General features: G+C 44.6%; 17 protein-coding genes. 8 read left to right on the forward strand and 9 right to left on the reverse strand.

Going from position 1 to position 20,561, the window contains the following annotated elements; genetic code table 11:
- The first annotated feature begins 14 nt into the window (after window positions 1–14).
- Complete coding sequence (locus L6475_RS09300) at window positions 15–404, forward strand: lipoprotein (RefSeq protein WP_237819318.1); 390 nt, start codon at window positions 15–17, stop codon at window positions 402–404.
- Between the two features lie 64 nt (window positions 405–468).
- Here the strand turns inward: L6475_RS09300 and L6475_RS09305 are convergent, their stop codons facing one another.
- From L6475_RS09305 to pheT, 4 genes are all read right to left on the reverse strand, one after another.
- Window positions 469–738 (reverse strand): TIGR03905 family TSCPD domain-containing protein, encoded by a 270-nt coding sequence (locus L6475_RS09305; protein WP_237819320.1) that lies wholly within the window; start codon window positions 736–738, stop codon window positions 469–471.
- Window positions 739–837: 99 nt separating this feature from the next.
- Window positions 838–1,986, reverse strand: coding sequence for a DUF4421 family protein (locus tag L6475_RS09310; protein ID WP_237819322.1), 1,149 nt, complete (start codon window positions 1,984–1,986; stop codon window positions 838–840).
- A gap of 79 nt (window positions 1,987–2,065) precedes the next feature.
- On the reverse strand, window positions 2,066–2,800 hold the full coding sequence (locus L6475_RS09315) for a YebC/PmpR family DNA-binding transcriptional regulator (protein WP_237819324.1): 735 nt from the start codon (window positions 2,798–2,800) through the stop codon (window positions 2,066–2,068).
- A 36-nt stretch (window positions 2,801–2,836) separates the two neighbouring features.
- On the reverse strand, window positions 2,837–5,338 hold the full coding sequence (pheT, locus tag L6475_RS09320; protein ID WP_237819326.1) for a phenylalanine--tRNA ligase subunit beta: 2,502 nt from the start codon (window positions 5,336–5,338) through the stop codon (window positions 2,837–2,839).
- A 163-nt stretch (window positions 5,339–5,501) separates the two neighbouring features.
- On the opposite strand from pheT, the gene L6475_RS09325 reads away from it, so the two are divergent.
- The 4 genes from L6475_RS09325 to L6475_RS09340 are packed head-to-tail and all read left to right on the forward strand — an operon-like array spanning window position 5,502 to window position 9,338.
- Complete coding sequence (locus L6475_RS09325) at window positions 5,502–5,711, forward strand: twin-arginine translocase TatA/TatE family subunit (RefSeq protein WP_237819328.1); 210 nt, start codon at window positions 5,502–5,504, stop codon at window positions 5,709–5,711.
- 3 nt (window positions 5,712–5,714) lie between these two features.
- On the forward strand, window positions 5,715–6,461 hold the full coding sequence (tatC, locus tag L6475_RS09330; protein WP_237819330.1) for a twin-arginine translocase subunit TatC: 747 nt from the start codon (window positions 5,715–5,717) through the stop codon (window positions 6,459–6,461).
- 7 nt (window positions 6,462–6,468) lie between these two features.
- A complete protein-coding gene (locus tag L6475_RS09335; RefSeq protein WP_237819332.1) occupies window positions 6,469–7,959 on the forward strand; it encodes a 4Fe-4S binding protein in 1,491 nt (496 codons plus the stop codon).
- 41 nt (window positions 7,960–8,000) lie between these two features.
- Window positions 8,001–9,338, forward strand: coding sequence for an aldo/keto reductase (locus L6475_RS09340; RefSeq protein WP_237819333.1), 1,338 nt, complete (start codon window positions 8,001–8,003; stop codon window positions 9,336–9,338).
- Between the two features lie 48 nt (window positions 9,339–9,386).
- Here the strand turns inward: L6475_RS09340 and L6475_RS09345 are convergent, their stop codons facing one another.
- From L6475_RS09345 to L6475_RS09355, 3 genes are read right to left on the reverse strand one after another with little or no spacing between them, the layout of a single operon-like run.
- Entirely contained in the window at window positions 9,387–10,037 is a 651-nt protein-coding gene (locus L6475_RS09345) for a hypothetical protein (protein ID WP_237819335.1), read from the reverse strand.
- A gap of 57 nt (window positions 10,038–10,094) precedes the next feature.
- Window positions 10,095–10,976: a DUF4249 family protein gene (locus tag L6475_RS09350; protein ID WP_237819337.1), complete on the reverse strand. Its 882-nt coding sequence runs from the start codon at window positions 10,974–10,976 to the stop codon at window positions 10,095–10,097.
- Window positions 10,977–11,022: 46 nt separating this feature from the next.
- Complete coding sequence (locus tag L6475_RS09355; RefSeq protein ID WP_237819339.1) at window positions 11,023–13,110, reverse strand: TonB-dependent siderophore receptor; 2,088 nt, start codon at window positions 13,108–13,110, stop codon at window positions 11,023–11,025.
- 57 nt (window positions 13,111–13,167) lie between these two features.
- Here L6475_RS09355 and L6475_RS09360 point away from each other — a divergent pair, with 57 nt between their 5' ends.
- Together L6475_RS09360 and L6475_RS09365 are read left to right on the forward strand one after the other, a co-directional pair.
- On the forward strand, window positions 13,168–14,082 hold the full coding sequence (locus L6475_RS09360) for an endonuclease/exonuclease/phosphatase family protein (RefSeq protein ID WP_237819341.1): 915 nt from the start codon (window positions 13,168–13,170) through the stop codon (window positions 14,080–14,082).
- 136 nt (window positions 14,083–14,218) lie between these two features.
- A complete protein-coding gene (locus L6475_RS09365; protein WP_237819344.1) occupies window positions 14,219–15,367 on the forward strand; it encodes a S41 family peptidase in 1,149 nt (382 codons plus the stop codon).
- A gap of 823 nt (window positions 15,368–16,190) precedes the next feature.
- Here the strand turns inward: L6475_RS09365 and L6475_RS09370 are convergent.
- Complete coding sequence (locus tag L6475_RS09370; RefSeq protein ID WP_237819346.1) at window positions 16,191–17,672, reverse strand: Na+/H+ antiporter NhaC family protein; 1,482 nt, start codon at window positions 17,670–17,672, stop codon at window positions 16,191–16,193.
- A gap of 267 nt (window positions 17,673–17,939) precedes the next feature.
- Window positions 17,940–18,674 (reverse strand): four helix bundle suffix domain-containing protein, encoded by a 735-nt coding sequence (locus tag L6475_RS09375; protein WP_370641593.1) that lies wholly within the window; start codon window positions 18,672–18,674, stop codon window positions 17,940–17,942.
- Between the two features lie 158 nt (window positions 18,675–18,832).
- Here L6475_RS09375 and L6475_RS09380 point away from each other — a divergent pair, with 158 nt between their 5' ends.
- Window positions 18,833–20,233 carry an aminopeptidase C gene (locus L6475_RS09380; RefSeq protein WP_237819348.1) on the forward strand — a complete coding sequence of 467 codons (1,401 nt, stop codon included), beginning with the start codon at window positions 18,833–18,835 and terminating at the stop codon, window positions 20,231–20,233.
- The last annotated feature ends 328 nt before the right edge of the window (window positions 20,234–20,561 follow it).

Below are 20,561 nucleotides of genomic sequence, written 5' to 3' on the forward strand. Positions count from 1 at the left end.
AAAATTCATAAACAATGAAGAAGATTATTCTTTTTGCTGCTACTCTATTCGCATTATCAGCATGCCAGGAGTCACTCGAACAGCGTGCTTTACGCACTCTTCAAGACTATTCCGATAAGAATTGTCCTATGATGCTTAGTGAACAAATCACAATGGATAGTTGCGCTTTTGAGCTTTCTACCCACACGTTGCACTACTACTACACCCTCTCAGGGGAAATGGATAATGACAGTACAATGGATTCTGAAGCGATGCGCCAAATGTTAGTCGATGCATTAAAGAACGAGACCTCTACACGTGTTTACAAGGAGGCTGGATACAGTTTCCAGTACACTTACCATTCTCAGTCTAAGCGAGGGCAGGTTCTGTTTGATGCAACAATGACAAAAGAAGACTACCAGTAACGAAATATATAAAAAAGTGAAGCGTCTGGTTGGAAAAAGAACTCAAACGTTTCACTTTATTTTTTTACTCCAAAGGAGCTGTCTTTAATCTCTCAAGTGCACGGCACAATTGATCAGGGCATGAAGTAGAACGGTTTCCACAACGGATTCCGTTGATTTTCTGAATCACGTCATCAATTTTCTGTCCTTGTACCAATTTGCTTACACCTTGCAAATTACCATTACACCCCCCAAGGAAGAACACTTGCTGAATCACATCATTTTCATCAGCCGTTACGTCAATAAGTTTCGAGCACGTGCCCGTTGTCTCGTATTGAATATGTTTTGTTGCCATTTTAGATAATACTTTTTGCGTTTATTTGAATACGATTCTCAGTACCTTTTAACACGATTCGCAGTACCTTTTAATACGATTCGCAGTACCTTTCTGTTTTTATAGCCTTATGCCGATTGAAGCATTTACGAACCAGTCGTTCAGATAGCCACTGGTCTTATTGTGACTGAAGCGACTATTATGAAACTGTCCATATGCACTCATGAAATAGCGTCCAAAATTGTAGGTAAGTGACAGACGACTATTGATATCAAGTGAAGGATTACTATTTATCGTTTTTTCTTCCTGAGGTGCAATCTTAATGTGATCGTAGAACCAGTTGTCCCAATCCTCATTTTCAATATCATTATTCCAGAATGTTGGGTCCGTCATTAGTTGTTCCATATTAGTGGAATAGGAATAGGTTCTTATTCTATTCACAAAGGTAACCATTGGCACAGCCATTATACTGATTAACAGACCATTTTCTCTGTTTGTGCCCGAAGGAGCAATCGACCAATTATAAGCATACCCCACTCCTACGCTTGCCTGCCAAAGTTTTACTCGTCCCAGTCCATGCATCAGATATATCAGATCACCATTCGTATGATCAGCATAGTCAATATGACTATAGTAGTACATTGCTCCCGCTACGACAGAACCTGCAGAACGTTTCTGAATCACCGACTGGTCATAGGCGGCAGCATAAGAGAAGCGTTTCCCATTAAAAAAATAATATCCATCAGCAGTAACTGTACGCACCTTGATTGGGTCACGCAATTGAACTTGACTCCAGTCCTCCTTGTTTTCCTCACCCACCAAATCACTGGACAGGTCGAAATTTGGAGCATCATTATCAAATGAATGAAAACGAATACTGATACCATAAGCACCACCTGTTGCTCCAAGAGTAAAATAGCTACCTTTATCGCCAGCAACATTGACTGTATATCCTAAGCCATAACCTCTATAACCAGCCCAAACGCCTATATATCTGGATGGCTCAGTCTTCATGTAGGGTGAAGCTTCGTAGTAGGCATCCATAATGGTGCCCTCTGTTTTCATTGATACTACACTCTGGTTTGCATTTCCTTTGACTATGAATTGCCAGGCTTTTTCAGGTGCATCAATGTAGCGACGGTCAACACCTCTGACCGACATCGCATCGATTAGCGTGCCCACTTTTCTTACAAATCGTTCTACGCCCGTCTGTGCGAACAAAGATGTACAGGCTAATGAAACCAGAATAACTGCCAAGGACCTTCTCATTGCATATGATTGATTCATAAAGGGGCACCCCATTCGATGAAGTGCCCCTTTATAGAATTATCAAAGAAGCGTGTCAGTCTTATGCTTCTTCCTCTGGTTTCATATTAGTATAAACAGTCTGAACGTCATCGAAATCTTCAAGTTTCTCAACCATCTTATCGATAGTCTCACGCTCTTCAGCGGTAACGTCTTTCAGATCGTTGGGAATACGAGTAAACTCTGCACCGGTAACTTCGAAGCCATTCTCTTCCAGATGCTTCTGTACTGCACTGAAACTTGAAGGATCAGCGTAGATGGTGATGCTGTTCTCTTCCTCATCCTCATCATACTCGTCTTCAACACCGTAGTCAATCAGATCGAGAATCATCTCGTCCATATCCAGACCATCCTTTTTCTTAAAGGTAAATACCGACTTATGGTCGAAAAGGAACGACAGTGATCCCTGAGTACCCAGGTTACCATTGAACTTATTGAACACCGAACGAACATCACCCACGGTACGAGTAGTATTGTCGGTCAGGGTCTCTATGAAGATAGCGATTCCGTGAGGTCCGTATCCCTCGTATGTAACTTCCTTATAATCGCTCTGGTCTTTACCCATTGCATTTTTGATGGCACGCTCGATATTATCCTTCGGCATGTTCTCACGCTTAGCGTTAGCTATAATAGCACGCAGCGCAGGATTGTTCTCTGGCTCTGGACCACCAGCCTTCACGGCAATGGCAATCTGCTTACCAATCTTAGTAAATGTCTTGGCCATGTGGCCCCATCTCTTCAGCTTTGTAGCTTTACGATATTCAAATGCTCTTCCCATTTTATAATAGATAATTTATAATTAACAATTTGGTTATTAACGAAGTTCTGCATTCAGCTGCTTCTTCAGATTCTGGATCAACTTCTGCATGATAGCATCAATCTGCTTATCGTTCATTGTCTTCTCAGCATCCTGAAGAATAAAGTTTACTGCATACGATTTCTTTCCTGCTGGCAGCTTATCGCCTTCATAAACGTCAAACAACACTACCTGTTTCAGCAATTTTTTCTCAGTCTGACGGGCAATCTGTTCAATCTGAGCGAACTCAACATTATTATCAACCAACAGAGCAAGATCTCGGCTGACTGCAGGATGCTTTGAAATCTCTGTAAAGTTAACAACGTTTTTCTTTGTTGCTTTCATCAACTGTGTCCAATTCAACTGGGCAAAGAATACAGGCTGCGCCAAATCGAACTTCTTCAACAATTTCTTCGACAGGATTCCCATCTCAACAAGTTTCTTGCCGCCACGATTCTCTATCACAAGACCTGCAGAGAAATTGGCATCTTCCAACTTCTTGGTAATGGTAGCGCCCATATTCAGTCCGATACGTTGTAGAATATTCTGGACATGTGCTGAGAGCTCATAGTAAGAACTTTCCTCGTTAGGATGCGCCCATGAACCTTCAACTCGCTTACCAGTAATCCACATACCCAAGAAATTCTCTTCCTTGTAAGCTTGAATAGGATTTTCATCATTCGCCTTTTCTGGATCGAAAAAGTAGCAGTTACCGAACTCAAAGAAACGCAGGTTCTGAGCTTTACGCTTCACGTTGTGTTCTATACTCTCCAAACCGCCATAGAGTAATGTCTGGCGCATCACGCCAAGGTCTGAAGACAACGGATTCATAATCTTCACCAGTTGAGGATTAAGAGTAGGTGACTGAGAATTTTGGCCACCATCTTCCTCAGCATAATATGCTACTTTTGTCAAAGAATTGTTCAGAATTTCGTTGAAACCGGCACCTACAAGCTGCTCACTCACTAGATTCTGCAGTTTGTGCTTGCGATCCTCTTCACCTTTAATCACAAGACTCGATTTCAACTGAGTAGGAATCTCTACATTGTTATATCCATATATACGTAGAATATCCTCAACAACGTCACATGGACGCTGAACATCCACACGATATGCAGGTACCTCAATCAGCAACCCATCAGCACCCTCAGAGAGCACCTTCATTTCAAGAGACTCACAGATACCTTTCACAGTCTCTTGTGGGATATTCTTGCCAATGAGTGAGTTCACATAGCCGTACTGCAAAGACACACGGGCATTCTCGATAGGCTCAGGATATACATCACAGATATCCATCGAAATTTTTCCTCCAGCAAGTTCCTTACAGAGCAGAGCAGCCTGTTGTAGCGCATAAATCACACCATTAGGATCGATACCACGCTCAAAACGGAACGAAGCATCGGTTGAAAGGCCATGACGTCTAGCCGACTTACGAATCCATGTGGGATGGAAATAGGCACTTTCCAACACCACATTCTTTGTAGTCTCATAGGTACCACTGCCCTTACCACCAAACACACCGGCTATACACATCGGTTCTTCCTCATTGCAAATAGCCAAATCGCGGTCACTGAGTTTATGTTCTTCGCCATCAAGTGTCACGAAAGGTGTACCTTCAGGCATCGTTTTCACCACAATCTTGTGGCCTTTCACCATATCAGCATCAAAACAGTGCAAAGGCTGTCCGTATGCCATCATAATGTAGTTGGTGATATCTACAATATTATTAATTGGACGCAGGCCGATTGTCTGTAATTTATTTTTCAGCCATTCAGGACTTTCCTTTACTTCACAACCAGTGATGCTCACACAAGCATAACGTTTGCAAGCCTCTGTATTTTCAATTTTCACTTCAATAGGAAGGTCGTGGTTGTCGGCAACAAATTCTCCAACAACTGGACGATGCATCTTTCCTTCGTAATGAAGAGTTCCTTCAGCGTTGCGCTGACAAAGCCATGCATAAAGGTCGCGAGCCACCCCCCAATGACTGAGTCCATCAGCACGATTGGCAGTAATATCAACCTCAATGAGCCAATCGCTCTCCAGATGGTAGTACTCTGCAGCAGGTGTTCCCACCACAGCATCCTCTGGTAATACGATAATACCATCATGAGAGGTACCTACTCCTATCTCATCTTCAGCACAGATCATGCCACACGACTCAACGCCACGCAGTTTCGATTTCTTAATTACAAATTCCTGGTCACCATCGTAAAGTACACAACCCAAATCGGCCACGATCACCTTCTGTCCGGCAGCCACATTAGGGGCACCACACACTATTTGCGAAGGCTCGCCTTTACCAAGATCAACGGTAGTTACATGCAGATGGTCACTATTGGGATGCATTTCGCAAGTAAGCACTTTGCCCACATAAAGCCCCTTCAGACCGCCACGAATTGTCTGAACTTCTTCCAGAGCATCCACTTCGAGTCCCGTTGAGGTCAATGCGTCGCACACCTGTTGGGGAGTCAGGTCGAAGTCAACATACTCCTTCAGCCATTTATAAGAAATATTCATTCCTAGAAAAACAATTAAAATTTACTCAATCGATTGAATCAAGCCACCCTCATCGGTGGCATCATGAAATTTCGGCGCAAAATTACAAAAAAATCGTGAAATACAAGTCAAATCTCACTTTTTTTATGTAAGTTTGCAACCGATTCGATATCTAATCATTTATATGTACACAAACCTTTTACTTATTGGAGGCATCGGTCTCAACGAAATCATCATTATTGCCTTAGTTGTACTACTGTTGTTTGGAGGAAAGAAAATCCCTGAACTCATGAGCGGACTGGGCAAGGGTGTAAAGAGTTTCAAGGACGGCATGAACGGTCAGGAACAGAAAAACGATACTAACAAGCCATCAGAGACTGAGCCCAAAGCCTGACACATGAATAGTGAGCAAGCAACATTCTGGGACCATTTGGATGAATTGCGCAGTGTTATCATACGCTCTCTAGTAGTTGTAATGATTGCTGCAGTAGTGGCTTTCTGCTTAAAAGAATGGCTATTCGGCGTGGTATTAGCTCCTAGGTCAAGCGATTTTATCACTTATAGGCTATTAGGGATTGACAATCATTTCCAGTTAAGTTTGATGAATACAGGACTTACTGAACAGTTTATGGTTCACATGCGAGTTGCTCTTTATGCTGGATTGTTATTGGCTTCTCCTTATATACTCTATCAGTTATTTGGATTCGTTGCTCCTGGTTTATATCAAAATGAAAGAAAGGCCGCAACGTGGATAGCCGTTTCTGCTTATGCCATGTTCATCTTAGGCACTGTAGTTGACTATTTGCTCATTTTTCCACTCACTGTACGGTTTTTGGGTACCTATCAGGTGAGTCCCGATGTTATGAATATGCTAACTCTTCAGAGTTATATCGATACACTCATCAGTATGAGTTTTGTGATGGGAGTTGTCTTTGAGCTACCTGTAGTCTGTGCCATTTTGGGCAAGATGAGCCTCATTAACAGTAACATGATGTCTCGTTATCGTCGTCATGCAGTAGTGGCAATTCTTGTTGTTTCGGCCATTATCACGCCCACGACCGATGCTTTTACGCTTCTTGTCGTTGCCCTCCCTATCTGGTTGCTCTACGAGGTAAGCATCTTATTGGTACGATTAAACAAATAACTAAACAATGCTAAGGAAAATAAGAATTACATTAGCAACAGTGTTCTTTATCGGACTCACATTGCTATTTTTAGATTTTACGGGCACTGCCCATCACTGGTTATCATGGATGGCCAAAGTTCAGGCACTCGAAGCAGTGCTGGCTATCAACATAGTGGTTATAGCACTGCTCGCCGTACTAACACTCGTATTTGGCCGAATATATTGTTCAGTCATCTGCCCGCTGGGTATTCTCCAAGACATTTTTGGATGGATGGGCAAGAAGTCAAAGAAAAACCGCTATACCTTTTCATCTGAAAAGAGATGGTTACGTTATGGCATGCTGGGCATTTTCATCATCGCCATCTTAGTTGGCGTCAGTTCTTTGATGCAGCTACTTGCACCCTATAGTGCATTCGGTCGCATCATGACCATGTTATTCCAGCCACTATGGAAATTCATCAACAATGTGCTGGCTGGTATCGCTACCCATTACGAGAGTTATGCTTTCTACTCAGTCAATGTTTGGATGAAGTCATTGCCAGTGCTATTCATTGCAACCATTACACTCATTATTTTGGCTATTCTGGCATGGCGAAACGGTCGTACTTATTGTAATACCATCTGCCCAGTAGGCACCGTTCTTTCTTTCTTATCTCGTTTCTCACTTTTTAAGATTCAATTTGATGAAGAAAAGTGCCGCAATTGTTCGCTTTGCACTAAGAACTGCAAAGCATCGTGCATAGATTTCAAGAACCATCATGTAGACTATTCACGTTGTGTGGTGTGTGGTGACTGCATTGATAGCTGTAAGTTCGGTGCTCTGAAATATAAGGTACGATCTGGTTCTTTCCATACAAAGAAATTTAAGACAGATGATTTTCAGAAACCCGGTTCTCGCCGCTCTTTTCTTCTTTCTTCAGCCCTATTGGCCACAGCAGCCATTGCACAGGAGAAAGAGAAAGTTTTCGATGGCGGTTATACTGATTTAGAGGATAAGGTTGCACCTGAACGTCAGACTCCCCTAACCCCTCCTGGTTCTCTTTCTGCACAGAACATGGCCCAGCGTTGCACCGGTTGTCAGTTGTGCATTTCTGAATGTCCCAATGAAGTGCTTCGTCCTTCAACCGATCTGATGCATTTGATGCAGCCAGTAATGAGTTATGAGCGAGGCCATTGTCGCCCTGAGTGCACCCGTTGTTCCAATGTATGCCCTGCTGGTGCTATTCGTCCTATCGACGAGGAAGAAAAGACCAGTATTCAGATTGGTCATGCCGTATGGATCAAGAAAAATTGCATACCGCTTACCGATGGTGTAAGTTGTGGCAACTGTGCTCGTCACTGTCCAGCCGGCGCCATCGAGATGGTACTTTCTGATCCCAATGACGAGTCAAGTCCTCGCATCCCCGCTATCAACGAAAACGCATGCATTGGTTGTGGTGCATGCGAATATGTTTGTCCGTCCCGTCCATTCTCTGCCATTTATGTAGAAGGACATGAAGTACACAGAAAGATTTAAGCATTTTTTGAGCTATGGATAGAAGAGATTTTTTGAAATATATGAGTGCAAGCACTGCAACCGCTCTTGTTGCAGCATGCACCGGAAAAAGACCCGAACAGAAAGCTGCCGAGGAATATAAAAAACAAGTAGAGCCGCCCACAGGTCAGATGACCTACCGTAAGAATTTAAAAGGTGAGGATATATCATTGCTGGGCTATGGCATGATGCGTCTTCCTACTAAGGTTGATAATGGCGATGAGTTCGACCAGGATATGATTAACCGCCAGGTTGACTATGCCATCGAACATGGCGTTAATTACTTCGATACATCTCCTGTCTATTGTCAGGGCAAGTCTGAACGTTGCACCGGCATTGCTCTCAGTCGCCATAAGCGTAGCGAATACTACGTTGCAACAAAGCTTTCCAACTTCAACCCCAAATTCTGGAGTCGCGAGGCCAGCATAGAAATGTATCGCAACTCCATGAAAGAGCTGAAGGTTGACTATCTCGACTACTACCTGTTGCATGCAGTAGGCGGAAGCATGGACGAGTTCAACAACCGCTACGTCAACAACGGTATCATGGACTTTCTGCTCAAGGAACGTGAAGCCGGTCGTATTCGCAATCTCGGTTTTTCGTTCCATGGCTACAAGGAAGTGTTCGACGAGGTTCTGGCCATGCACGAACGTTATCATTGGGATTTCGTACAGATAGAACTGAACTATTTGGACTGGGACTTTGCCAACGAAATAAACTCACGTAATGTCGATGCCAGTTATCTCTATTCCGAACTGCAGAGATTAAATATTCCTGCCGTTATTATGGAACCGTTGTTGGGCGGCCGTCTGGCCAATCTCCCTCAATATCTGGCCAACGAATTGAAACAGCGCAATCCTGAACGCAGCATAGCATCATGGGCTTTCCGCTATGCTGGCACACCCGAGGGAGTGCTCACTGTTCTCAGCGGCATGACCTATATGGAGCATCTGAAAGACAATCTACTCAGTTACTGTCCGCTACAGCCTCTCACTCCTCAAGAGATGACTTATCTGCATGATGAAGTAGCCAGAAAGATTGTTGGTTTGGAGAATATTCCCTGCAACGACTGCAAATACTGCATGCCCTGCCCCTATGGTGTGGATATTCCAGGCATCTTTGTCCATTACAACAAGTGCAAGAATGAAGGTATTCTGCCCGGTGACACAGGTGATAAGTCTTATCGCGAGAACCGCCGCAAGTATCTGATCAGCCTGGATCGTTCAGTACCACGTTCCCGTCAGGCCGACCATTGCATTGGCTGTCGTCAGTGTGTATCGCATTGTCCGCAGAACATTCGTATTCCCCACGAACTGCACAAACTCGACCAGATGATTGAAGAACTGAAGCGGAACAGCTAAAGAATTTGCTTATTGTTCAATCAACACAGTATTATACAAAAGAGTGGCTTAACCTAAACCATTAAGCCACTCTTCGCGTTCCATATCATTAATAATCTGTTCAGATATCTTTATTACCAAATCCATTGGAACCCCAAACCGGGGATCGTCGCTATGCGGATTGATGGCAGCCAGGAAATGCGGCACCTCTTTTTTATATACCTCTTTCATGTGCTTGTTTCCTTCATCGGTTGCTGAACAGGAAAAAGTTATGTTTGCCACACGGTCGCACAGTTTAGTAAACGGAGCATACGGAGTGGTCCGAATACCTTCATAGTATTTCTCACCAGCCCTCTCTTCACGGTTGCGCCCTTTGTCGTTGGTCAATGCATAGACAATCTCTGTTGCCATCAGCGCCTGTTTATCATTCATAAACTGTCGGGCCACTTTCATCACATCATTGTAAGTAAGACGGGCATCTTCAATACTGTCATGATAATAGCCGCCAAAAATCATGGGTACCACATCTTCCTCACTGGCACACACCTCATGCCCAAATTCACGCACTTCATCTACCACTTTGTCCAGATGATAACTATATGGCAGATTCTTTCCATACAACTGGTTCACGCTCCTGTGCAGTTCGTGAGCCGATTGTCGGATTTTCTCTATCGTTGCGGCATACTTAACAAGAGCTGCCTGAAATTCTTCCTTTGTCATAACTGCAGGCAAAGATAGAGAAAAAAATATGAATAATTGTTTTTTAACAAAAAAAATCTATCGTTCCTTGATAATTTCTTTGCTGAATACCAGTGTATCGGCATGGCTCACACTACCTGCAGCAAAGTATCCCTGACACCCTCCAGTAAGGTTTGTTCGTGGATTAGCGCCTCCACCCTGTCCTGCTCTGAGCGATGTAAAATACTCGTAAGTATCCCTATCGATAGTCATTAGTTGAAAGGTAATGGTATCGCCTTCATAGAGTATGCCTTTCCAGTTTTCCTCTTCATCTTCTTCAGCAGCTCGCTCACTCATACACATCACATCACGATAGATTTTTCCTGGCGGACATCCACGATCATCGAAAGCATTCCATCTGTAAGCCTCCTTATGGTTTTCTCCCTCGAAATGGGGGTGATGCCATGTGCGATCCATTCTATACCAATAATAGTTACGCTCCTGCGGATTCGGGTCAACGGCCCATACCTCATAAGCCAATAGTTTCTCTTCCAATACGGGTTGCCACAGAAACTCAGCCGATAGCACAGGGGCTACTGAAGGCATAGTCGAAGTTCCTTCGTAGTGATGTCCCTCAAAATCAACCGCTAACTGATAAGTTGTTCCGGGTGTTCCTATGAGATTTGAAGCATAGCATCCTTTTTGTTCATCGTAAGCCACCACCCTCTCTACTCCATCAGCAGTCACGGTTACAACGGCCCCCGTCAGACAACGAGCTTTCACGCTATCATTCATGGAACGGCTCTTACTAACAAATACCTGTGTTCCTTCATTTGTCACACGGCCTTCTACCACTACAACAGGCTCAATTTCATTGTAGTCAAAGAATATTTCTTTTTTGCAGCCCATCATCATCAGCGCAGCAATAAGGGGGTATAGCCTCAGAACATTTACCAACTTATTCAGATGTCTTCTTATCATCCCGTCCAGCATATATTTGTAAATGGTGTAGTTCAACAAATTGCAATTAATATTTCAATGTAAACGATACCGAAGGTACCAGTCCGAACAGCGAAGTCTGTTCTGCTATTGTGCCTGTTTCCTTCTTATCGTCATTCTTGAAACGTATCATAAAGGGATTATAACGCCAGTATGCGTTATAAACGCCAAACGACCAGATGGCTTCACCCTGTTTTCTGCCAGAGGAAGAGAGATCTACTTTTTTTCTATACGTAGCGCTCAAGTCCAGTCGGTGATAGTCAGGAGCACGATAGCCATTGCGTTCAGCATAATAATAATATGTATTACCATTTATATCATATTTTGCCGATGGTGCTGTCAGAGCCTGTCCGGTATTATAGCGCCATGTGGCAGCCAGTTCCCATGCAGGCGACAGTTGATACATGCCCACAACGGCTACATCGTGTCTGCGATCGTTTGATGCCGTGTACCATTCACCTCCATTGATACCTTCAATTTTATTCTCCGACCACGACAGCGTATAACTCACCCATCCTGTCAAAGGTCCGTTATTCTTATGAGCACACAGTTCAAGTCCGTAGGCACGTCCTTTTCCACCTAACAGCAGTCGTTCTATTTCTATTTCTGAGTAGAAGCCTTTACCGTCACGATAGTCATATACATTGCTGATATTCTTGAAATAAGTCTCTGCCGAAAAGTCGTAATCACCTGTTGAAGTGATGCCCGTCCATCCTAACGACACCTGATCTGCCTGTTCCGGCTTCACCAAGTTACTGGTCATTGTATAACGGTCAAAAGGCATTGACAGCGACGAACCGCTAATGGCATGTATATCCTGCGATGTTCTACTGTATCCCATCTTCAGATTGTGGTGTTTGTTGATGCTCCATTTCAGGCTCAAGCGTGGTTCAATGTCGGCAAAGGTTTTCACAAAGCGTCCACTCTCGGGATTCATTGTTTCCAGTATATTTCCTTCATTATCCAATTGATAATAAGGTGCCCCGCCCAAAGCTGAGAACATGTGCAGTCGCAATCCTGCGGCCAATTCCAGTTTTTTGCTTATTTTCCACTCATCGTTTACCCAAAGGGCATTCATCCATGCATTGCGTTTTTCGCGCTGGTGCAAAAGATTAATGTCCCATTCGGCCGATTGCAACTGTAGATAAGTAGTTTCCAGACCATAATTCACTCTGTGTTTCTTCTTATTCCACACCTGACTGTGTCGCATGGTAGCATGACGTATAAACCCCTTCATCGTGTAGTAGATATTGAGCATATCAATACCCACGTCGCTTATAAAGTTGCTGTATATAAGTTGTGTGTTGGCATAGTGATGGTCATTGAATGTGTGCAACCAGTTCACCGCGCCAAGGATGTTTCCCCATTCCATATTCATCAGTTCCTCCAGCCCCATATTATCACGTCCGCGGAAGAACGACAGTGACAACACATCCTGTGGTGAAATCCGGAACTGCAGTCTAAGGTTTGCGTCATAAAAATGCAGGGTGTTGTCTTTATAGTCATCGGTAGCTTTCAGGAACAGGTCCAAATACGAGCGTCTTCCTGCAAATAGAAACGATGATTTGTTTTCCTGAATAGGCCCTTCAGCATACAACTTTGCCGATAGTAGTCCGATAGTTCCTCCAAAATGATAGTCATTCAAGTCTCCCGTACGAGTACTGATGTCAAACACCGAAGATGTGCCACCTCCCAATTGTGCTGGTACCAGTCCTTTATATAGCGAACCTCCCATCAGCGCATCATCGTTGAAGGTTGAGAACAGTCCCATCACGTGTCCGGCATTGTAAACCGTTGCCCCATCAAGCAGTATAAGGTTCTGCGATGCCGTTCCACCGCGCACCTGATAGCCTCCCGAGCCCTCGCTCTCACTCTTTACACCAGGCAACAACTGCAGACTTTTAATGATATCTTTCTCGCCAAACAATGCAGGAACTTTTGCCAGTGTGGCTATCTCTACTTTCTCTACACCTATTTGTACTTCCTGTACACGTTTCTGAACCGAACGCGATGTCACAGTAACTTCCTGCAGTGTGTCGTTCATCACCACATCATCACTCTGTGCAATACAAACATTGCTTGAAAAAGCTAAAAAAAAGAAAAACAATCTTTTCATCGGCTGCAAAGTTATTATTTATTTATATTTTTGCCAAAACATTAAAATCTTTGCAACATGCTTTCGCTTTTTTTATCTATATTTCTCACATTCGTTGAACTCAACTGTGAGAATCTTTTCGATTGCAGGCACGACTCTCTTAAAAACGACACAGAGTTTATGCCTCAGGGTGAACGCCACTGGACTCGCACACGCTACTGGACGAAGCTCAACCTTATTGGTCAGGAGATTCTTTCGTCTGCCGACGAACTGCCCGACATCGTTGCTCTCTGCGAGGTAGAGAACGATACCGTGATGCACAACCTCACGCGACGATCGCTACTACGCAATGCCGGATATGAATACATCATCACAGAGTCGCCCGACACAAGAGGCATCGACGTGGCACTGCTCTATCAGCCGTTAAGGTTTCTGCCATTGTGCTACGACTACATAACGGTAAAACTGATAAAAGGCATGCGCCCAACGCGCGATATACTATATATAAAAGGTATAACACAGAAACTTGACACACTCCACTTGTTTGTTGTTCATGCACCAAGCCGTTACGGAGGCGAGAAAGCATCACGACCGTTTCGCATGCATGTGGCACAAACTCTGGCAAAAGCCATTGAGCCAATAAAAGACGGCAACATCATCATAACTGGCGATTTCAACGACTATTCTGACAGCAAGTCACTTCTGTATCTTGAGAGTTGTGGCCTAACCAATATTACGCGCCATGCAAAGGGCAAGAACGGAAAAGCCAAAGCCACCTATCGGCATAAGGGCGAATGGAACTCTCTCGACCACTTTCTTGTTTCTTCATCATTGTTGCCAAAAGTCAAGGATGTGTATATCAACGACGATGACTATCTGCTTGAAGAAGAAACCATGTATGGTGGTTATCGTCCGCGACGAAGTTTCTCCGGTTATCGCTTTCACCGTGACGGATTCAGCGATCATCTGCCACTCGTTCTAACGTTATTATAATCTTTTTCTTGCCACACTCACCTTTTTTTATTACCTTTGCAAAACCAAAATAGCCGAAGCCATAGGATATAGAAACCTTGATAGAGGCGACTGGGCAGAGAGAGGAATATAGTATAAATAAATTATGATTAAAATTATGAAGAAAACGAATCTACAATTATGTGCAAATGTATTTAGAAGAGCTCTTATTCTAAGTGCTGCATTATTTATTCTCTGTATGCCATCCTTAAGCAAGGTTATTGAGCTGTCTGATTCCACTCTTAATGATATTGAACTCTTTAAGTCTGCCGTTCAGATTAACGAGCAGAATAATGCTATCTTCCCTGTCTTGATGCAATGTGGGTTTGATAAGGAATACAGCCTGCTGAAAGATTCAATTCTTATAGGAATCTCTACTCATGGCATGCCGGCAGACGAAGCTATAGGCCGATATTTCTATTGGTTCTTCAAAAATTTTGATCGTCATACACGGTGCAATACAGAATTTTTTGGTCAGTTAATGCCGATAGGTTTTGTTAATTACCAAGAGGTTATTCCTCAATATGATCCGCAGCCCATTGGGTGCAAAGTAGATGAAGACACCTATCTACTGCGTCTTCCGTCGTGTTCGGGAGATGCTCCAACAATGGACTGGCTGCAAGGGAAAAAGGACGAATTTCTAAAGTCTGGCTGTAAAGATTTGATTCTCGACCTCCGCGGAAACGTTGGTGGAAGCGACGCATACAGCCTGCTATTTACTGAGATGATGTGCGATTGCTGTGCGATGAAAGATGAGCAGGTTATGTATCTTAACAGTTCTGAGAACAACAAGATGCTCAGAAATATGTATGAAGCGAATCCTGATACCACACTTCTTCGTGTCTTGAATGAGGCTGACTCAACTCCTGCAGGTACTCTTATCAATTGGAATACTATTCTTAAGGGTTCTGATGGTTATTCACCTTTAGTACGCAAAGGTGCCATCATCATCGATAATTTCTGCGCCAGTGCAGGCGAATCGCCTATACGAATGGTTCGCAACTACTCCAAAAACCATGCCATAGTATATGGTCGTGAGCATACTATGGGTGCTGACAAGAGTGGCAATTGCAATATGATTCAGCTGCCGGGTAGCAATATTTGTATTACGTATCCCATGTGTGTAGATATGGCAATAAGAGAAACCTGCAGGAATAAAACTCCAGGACATGCCCCCGATGTCATCATCCCTCTTCCCTATCCCCAACAGCTGACCGACAACATTGACGAATGGGTACTTTGGGTTGCCAAAAAGATGAAAGAGTAAAAGTATTATTACTGCCAGCTAAAAGTTTTTATTAATACTTCGCCACTACTTTTTTACAGCGTACTACACTGCACTCTAATGGCGTACTACACTGTACCATAGTAGCGCACTACACTGCACTCTAATACCGCCTATATTGCAGTGCAATACCGCCTATATTACAACCTAATATAGTACGCTACTACAACCTAGTGTAGTGCGCTACTAAGGTGCAGTGTAGTACGGTGTTAAACCGAGAGGCTCTTATTAATGGAGAACTGAGAGTTGAGAACTGAGAGGTATGATTAGTCTGCACGCGCAAGTATTATGCATAAACAAAACTAATCATACCTCTCAGTTCTCAGTTCTCAATTCTCAACTCTACATATATATATTTAAAGTTTAATTTTTGCCATTTTATCTACTCCCATCCTGATACTCAGACGGTTACATACGGAACAGATGGGTGCAGATAGAATTTATCTGCTCCCATCTGGACTAAAACAATTGCGGATGAAACACAAAAAAAGCCAGTCAATTGACTGGCTAACTAGTTGCGGAGGCAGGACTCGAACATGCGACCTCCAGGTTATGAGCCCGTCAGGACCACCAGCTACTGATGCCTTTTGTCAGCATGCGCGACAAATATATCATTTCGCCCTACATGGACTGGCTCAGTTTCTTCTTCAACCGTCAGTGGTACAAACCCATGAATGGTATGATTAGCCTGATGATCAAGTTGGCCGATGTAGAACAGGGCGATGTGCATCATAATCACATGCAGAAACTGTTGACACCCCTTGACCATCAGCGTCTTCAACAAGGTGTTAACGATTGTCGTGAGTTAGGGGGTTGGGGCCTGAACAATTGCACTCTCAGTATTCTTTCTGATTTTCCATCCGATGGCTGCCACAATGATAGTCATCAACGGACTAAGCAGGTTGAAGAAACAATAAGGCAGATAAGCCATCGTGGGCACGCCCAACACCGTCGATTGAGTCATGCCACAGGTGTTCCATGGCACCAGTACTGAAGTTACTGTGGCTGAGTCTTCACAGGTACGACTCAACAAACGGGGCTCGTAGCCCAACTTCTTATACACATGGCGGAACATATCGGCCGTCAGCACAATACTGATAAACTGGTCGCCTGTAGCAATATTCAGGAACAGACCCGTACTGGCAGTAGAGGCCACGAGGCCCAATCGATTGCGAATCCAACTGATTACTTTACGCGTAATACTCTCTATCATACCGCTGGCCACCATCACGGCGCCGAAGCACATGGCACAGATGATGAGCCAGATGGTGTTCAGCATGCCTGCCATTCCCCCCGTAGCCACCAGATCATTCAACGATTCATAGCCTGTATCTACAGCCGTAGCGCCATAGTAGGTTATGGCCAATCCCCTCACAATGGCAGCCGTCTCCCCCACTTGGGAAAGGTCTGATGGGGTACCAATCTCTTGCAGGATATGTGGTTGAAGAATCAGTGCCGTTGCGCCAGCCATCATAGCCGAGAGAAACAACACAATGAGCGATGGCAACCGGCGGGCTATCAGCACACCCGTAAGCACAGGCACCAAGAGAGTCCACAGCGAGATGTTGAATGTCGAGGCCAGTCCCTCGGTATATTGTGCCACCTGTACCTGTACACTATCGTCCATTCCGATACCTGCCACCAGGAAAATCACAATCGTAATCAGAAAAGCCGGAATGGTGGTGAACATCATATAGCGAATATGTTCAAATATATCCACATGCGTGGTCGATGAAGCCAGAATCGTAGTATCACTCAGGGGCGACATCTTATCGCCGAAATAGGCACCAGAGATAATTGCTCCTGCCGTCCAAGCCTCGGAAATACCTAATGCATCACCAATTCCCAACAGTGCTACGCCAATGGTTGCTATCGTTGTCCATGAGCTTCCTGAGAGTAGCGACACCAATGCACAGATGATGCAGGCACCTATCAGGAAGAACTGAGGCGAGAGTATCTGTACACCATAATATATTAATGTAGGTACTATCCCACTCACCATCCACGAGCCCGACAGCATACCCACCGTAAGCAGTATGAGCAAGGTGACAGAGATACCGCCCAGGGTCTTGTTGATCTGCTGTTCAAAGATTTTCCAAGGTGCTCGGTAAAACACCATCGATATAAACACGCAAGTGGCCATTCCCATGAGCAGCGCTATCTGACTGCCCCCACTGAGCGAGTCGCTACCAAAAAGTGAGATAATCAGTGCCAGCAGTGCCACGAGTACCACCAGTGGAAGAACGGAAATAAGTGGAGAGGGTTTGTGTTGAACGGATTTGTTCATCGGAATAAGTCTAATATTAAATCTTTGCTATGATATTATGTTTTTTGTCATGCAAAGGTACTAATAATCCGTATTTCCTCAAACAAATTCAAAAGATTTTCCTTATCCCATCTGAGTCACCTTGTGCACATAGTCCCGAATCAGATGACGCCAGTCAATAGTTTAGACTAGTTTTTACTAGTATCACTAGTTTTTACTAGTCTTACTAGTTTTTACTAGAATCACTAGTTTTTACTAGTCTTACTAGTTTCACTAGCCCCCACTAGCTCAAATAGCTCCCCTACTCCTTGCTTTCATTAGTTCGGCCTGCAGATGCAGTTTCTCGCGCTCGAGTTCCTCAATGCGCTGCTCCAGTATAGGCACCTGCTGACGCAGGCTCTTATTCTCGTCTGTCAGGCGCTGCAGCTCCTCGTCTATACCTTTTCTGTAGCCTGTGCGGGCGGCATACATGCGCTCCTTGATGCCTCCTTGCGTCACAAATTGCTGATCCAAGCCTCCCAGGTAAGTCTTCATCATCTTGTCGGTCATGTGGAGAAGAGTCAGGGCAATGTTGCATATCTCTTCGTCGCCCCAACGACTGAAAAAAGGCTCATAGTCGCTCACCTTATTGTGTTTACGGCAGAAGTCCAGCATATCGTCGTAGCGTGGGTGCGATGCCTCCCATATTGTCAGATGACGGGTACACAGGTAGTCCTGATAGTCGGCACGCAATTCTTTCAGGGATGCGCGAGCTACGTTCAGCAGCTTCAGTTGCATCTCTGTTGACGTCATGCCGTCGGCAAAACCTTCGATGATGTTCTGCTTGCCCGAGCGAGCTGCCTGTATCATCTGATCAACGGTACGGTCGCCCTTATTCGAAAGGAAACGCTTTGCAAAATGGAAGGTTAGTGAATAGAGCACCTCTGTCTTCTGATAGAAGTAGAGGTCCTGATACTGCACCTCATTCAGCAACACCTTCGGCAACGGCTTAGCACCCATTGCGTTATTATTTATTTCTGGCATGTATTTTCTTTTTGGGGTTGATTAGTTATAGCTATTGCAAAGTTACGAAAAGTCGAGTGAAATACAAAAGAAAAACTCGCTTTTGAAAAGAAATGGATAGAGATTCGAAAAAATAAACGTAACTTTGCAGCCATTATCACACAAAATAAATAAACAGAATGAAAAAAGCAACGCTCATCATGCTGACTACCGGTATCGTTCTATCGGCAGCAGCTCAGACAAAAAATGGCGGCATCTCGGAACAGATGTTACGCGACATTCAGAAAGAACAACATATTGATAATGCCGAGAAAGCGCTGATGAATGCCATTGCCGGCAACAGCATCGACGACCTGACTCGCAGTCATGCCAATCAAGGACAGTTGGATACTTACTTCAGCGTGGAAACAAAAAAGCAGTCCATCACCGACCAGAAACAGAGCGGACGCTGCTGGATGTTCAGCGGCATGAACGTGCTGAGAGCTGATTTCCAGAAACGTACTGACTCGCTCACGGTGGAGTTCTCACAGGCCTACCTTTTCTTCTGGGACCAGTTGGAGAAAGCTAACCTGATGCTGCAGGGCGTGATAGACTGTGCCGACAAACCTATGGACGACCAGCGCGTGCAGTTCTTCTTCCACTACCCCATTGGCGATGGCGGCACCTTCTGCGGTGTGGCCGACCTGGCTGAGAAATACGGACTGGTGCCCAGTGAGGTGATGCCCGAGACTTTCAGCAGCGACAACACCAGTCGTGCACGTGCCCTCATATCATCGAAACTGCGTGAGTACGGACTGGAACTGCGCAGTATGGCCCAGAAAGGCAAAAAGCAGGCTGCACTGGAGAAAGCAAAGACACGCATGCTGAGCCAGATTTACCGTATGCTGCAGTTCACCATCGGCAACCCTGTGGAGAAATTCACATATGCCTTCAAGGACAGCAAAGGCAAGACCGTAGGCAAGACAAAGGAATACACTCCGCTGGAATTCTATAAGGAGGTGGTGGGCCAACAACTGAACGGCACATTCATCATGGCCATGAACGACCCTCGCCGCGAATACTACAAGACCTACGAGGTGGAGTACGACCGCCACACCTATGACGGTCACAACTGGAAATACGTGAACCTGCCCATGGAGGATATTGAGCAGATGGCTATCGCTGCCTTGAAGGACGGAAGAAAACTGTACAGCAGTTACGATGTAGCAAAGTTCCTGGACCGCAAACGCGGCTATGCCGACTTGGAGAATTTCGACTACGGCACACTCTTCGGCACCACATTCTCTATGTCGAAAGCCGACCGCATTGCTACTTTCGACAGCGGTTCTACTCATGCCATGACCCTATCGGCTGTTGATCTGGACGAGAAGGGACAGCCAAAGAAATGGAAGGTAGAAAACTCATGGGGTGCTTCGTGGGGACAGCAAGGCAGTCTTATCATGACTGCCCAGTGGTTCCGCGAGTTCATGTTCCGCCTGGTGGTGCCCAACGAGTATGTACCCGCCAAGGTGATGAAGGCCTACAACACCACTCCTGTCATGGTGATGCCTGAGGACCCATTGTTCCAATTGGACGAATAGTATTCACACTCCACAGGAATTCACATTCAATTCCATAGGAAATCTTCGCCTAAAGGACTTCAACAGTTTATCAGGTGAAATAAATTATAGCTATAATTCTCGCAATTGTAGCTATAATTTTTGTAATTATAGCTATAATTTGTTTCAGCCATTCAACTATTGAAACAGAAAACTTATTCTACTTACTGCCAATATTCATCATTTCAAGATGGAATAGAATTAACACTAAAATAAATAATGGCCAAAACTTAAAATACCGGAGACAGGACTCGCGCTCGGCCCGAAGGGACGCTTCGCTTTGCGAAGAACTACGACCCCATTAAACCCA

Origin of the sequence: Prevotella sp. E9-3, assembly GCF_022024015.1 — a bacterium.
Classification (GTDB): domain Bacteria; phylum Bacteroidota; class Bacteroidia; order Bacteroidales; family Bacteroidaceae; genus Prevotella.

Coding starts and splice junctions, on each gene's coding strand:
- L6475_RS09300 (WP_237819318.1), top strand. CDS start 15: ATGAAGAAGATTATTCTTTTTGCTGCTACTCTATTCGCATTATCAGCA.
- L6475_RS09305 (WP_237819320.1), bottom strand. CDS start 738: ATGGCAACAAAACATATTCAATACGAGACAACGGGCACGTGCTCGAAA.
- L6475_RS09310 (WP_237819322.1), bottom strand. CDS start 1,986: ATGAGAAGGTCCTTGGCAGTTATTCTGGTTTCATTAGCCTGTACATCT.
- L6475_RS09315 (WP_237819324.1), bottom strand. CDS start 2,800: ATGGGAAGAGCATTTGAATATCGTAAAGCTACAAAGCTGAAGAGATGG.
- pheT (WP_237819326.1), bottom strand. CDS start 5,338: ATGAATATTTCTTATAAATGGCTGAAGGAGTATGTTGACTTCGACCTG.
- L6475_RS09325 (WP_237819328.1), top strand. CDS start 5,502: ATGTACACAAACCTTTTACTTATTGGAGGCATCGGTCTCAACGAAATC.
- tatC (WP_237819330.1), top strand. CDS start 5,715: ATGAATAGTGAGCAAGCAACATTCTGGGACCATTTGGATGAATTGCGC.
- L6475_RS09335 (WP_237819332.1), top strand. CDS start 6,469: ATGCTAAGGAAAATAAGAATTACATTAGCAACAGTGTTCTTTATCGGA.
- L6475_RS09340 (WP_237819333.1), top strand. CDS start 8,001: ATGAGTGCAAGCACTGCAACCGCTCTTGTTGCAGCATGCACCGGAAAA.
- L6475_RS09345 (WP_237819335.1), bottom strand. CDS start 10,037: ATGACAAAGGAAGAATTTCAGGCAGCTCTTGTTAAGTATGCCGCAACG.
- L6475_RS09350 (WP_237819337.1), bottom strand. CDS start 10,976: ATGATAAGAAGACATCTGAATAAGTTGGTAAATGTTCTGAGGCTATAC.
- L6475_RS09355 (WP_237819339.1), bottom strand. CDS start 13,110: ATGAAAAGATTGTTTTTCTTTTTTTTAGCTTTTTCAAGCAATGTTTGT.
- L6475_RS09360 (WP_237819341.1), top strand. CDS start 13,168: ATGCTTTCGCTTTTTTTATCTATATTTCTCACATTCGTTGAACTCAAC.
- L6475_RS09365 (WP_237819344.1), top strand. CDS start 14,219: ATGAAGAAAACGAATCTACAATTATGTGCAAATGTATTTAGAAGAGCT.
- L6475_RS09370 (WP_237819346.1), bottom strand. CDS start 17,672: ATGAACAAATCCGTTCAACACAAACCCTCTCCACTTATTTCCGTTCTT.
- L6475_RS09375 (WP_370641593.1), bottom strand. CDS start 18,674: ATGCCAGAAATAAATAATAACGCAATGGGTGCTAAGCCGTTGCCGAAG.
- L6475_RS09380 (WP_237819348.1), top strand. CDS start 18,833: ATGAAAAAAGCAACGCTCATCATGCTGACTACCGGTATCGTTCTATCG.